General features: G+C 33.0%; 1 protein-coding gene. It reads left to right on the forward strand.

Translation table 11 applies throughout. The features are described 5' to 3' along the window. Positions 1-1,930: sigma 54-interacting transcriptional regulator (locus ACZQCL_RS09120; protein WP_482482942.1), on the forward strand; the 1,930-nt coding region annotated here is incomplete at both ends.

The raw sequence follows: 1,930 nt of genomic DNA on the forward strand, positions 1-1,930 counted from the left end.
TGGGTGATAATGAAAAGTGGTATAAGTCTAATGTTCGTATTGTATTTGCGACTACAGAAAATCCGGATAAAGTGTTGTTAAAAACATTAATGCGACGTATTCCCATGACAATCACCATTCCTAGTCTTGAACAAAGAGGTACGCAAGAGCGTATTGAGTTGTTGTATGATATTTTTAGTCGGGAAGAAAAACGTTTAAATTGCCAGATCAAGGTGAGTAGTAAAGTGTATAATGCGCTGTTACAAAGTAAGATGCCAGGTAATATTGGTCAATTAAAGAGTAGTGTGCAGTCTTGTTGTATCAATTCTTTATTTGATAAGGTCAATGACGAATTAGTGATTCATTTGGATAGTTTGCCTAAAGATCTTTTACAGCAGGTTTATGCGAATCAAAAAACGGTCTTGGACGATGATGAATATATATATGTGGATGATTTGCAGGGGTACTATAATGGTACAAAAGAAATTCTTCAATTGAATGATAGTCTATTGACTAGTTTTAGAAAATATAAAGAGGAACATACAAGCTTGGCGGATTTTATGGCAAAAGAAAAGAATTATGTTCAAAAATATTTTGATAACTTGATCTTTAGAAAGAAAGAATCAAGTCAGGTCGATTATTATAATCGTGGTGTGCAGCATATCTTTAACTTGATTGAATCGCGGTATGGATTAAAAATCACAAATAATGAAACGTTAGCTATCGCATCTTATTTAGATGAGATTCATCATGAATATCATGATTTAAGAAGCTGGTTTTTAAAACATGAAGAAGAGTGTGATGATTTATATCAATTGTTGCAGGAAGAATTTTTTAGAGCGACCAATGTATCTTTAGAAATTTGTACGTATTTAAAGTCCTATCTAGAAATGGATATGTATTCCATTATTATTTGTACATTTATCTTCTATGTTTATAATGTACAAAAAGATTCAAGGCTTTCTCAAAAAGCAGCCGTTGTACTATCACATGGTTTTTCTACGGCTTCTAGTATTGCGGATGCAGCCAATCGTTTCTTAGGACAATATATATTTGATGCGCTAGATATGCCTTTATATATTGATACGGCTACAATGATTGAGAAACTGAATCGTTATTTGGATCGTATTGGCAAGGTCAAAGAATTGTATCTATTAGTGGATATGGGTAGTTTGGAAGATATTTATAAAGGTTTGCATATAGAGAATGCGAATATTGGAATTATCAACAATGTGAGTACTCCAATCGCTTTAGAAATTGGAAATGGAATTCGTAATAATGTAGAGATGGAGAGCATATTACAAAAAACGATTGATGCTTTCCGTGTCAATTTTGCGTATCATATTGAAAAGCATCAACAAAAACAGCCAGTCATTCTATGTTCTTGCGCAAGTGGATTGGGTACGGCCAAGAAATTAAAGTCGATGTTGGAACAATCTTTTCCAGATGGAATCAATTTAGATGTGAAGACGTTGAATTATTCGGAATTGATTGAATTAGGTAAAAAGAACAATGTATTTGAAGAATATGATGTTTTATGTGTACTTGGAACGTTAGATCCAAATATGGAGGACATTCCATTTGTGGGTATTGAAGATTTGATTATTGAAGATACATTTGGTGATTTCAATCAATACTTCAAGGATTATATGGATGAAGAACAGCTGTCTTTGTTTGATAAAAATATTCTGCATAATTTCTCATTGAGTAATATTATGAATGCACTAACGATATTAAATCCGGCAAAACTATTAGAGCAGGTTGCCAATGCGATTGATGTTTTACAAAAGTATGTTGGTGTTCGTTTCAGCAATCGAACTTGTTTTGGATTGTACGTACACATTTGTTGCTTGATTGAAAGACTTGTTGTTTCAAGAAATGCTGAGTATGATCCAAGCTCGGATTTCTTAAAGGAACACAAAGATTTTGTGGACTATGTTAAGAAGGCGTT

This window comes from Holdemanella sp., assembly GCF_056804935.1.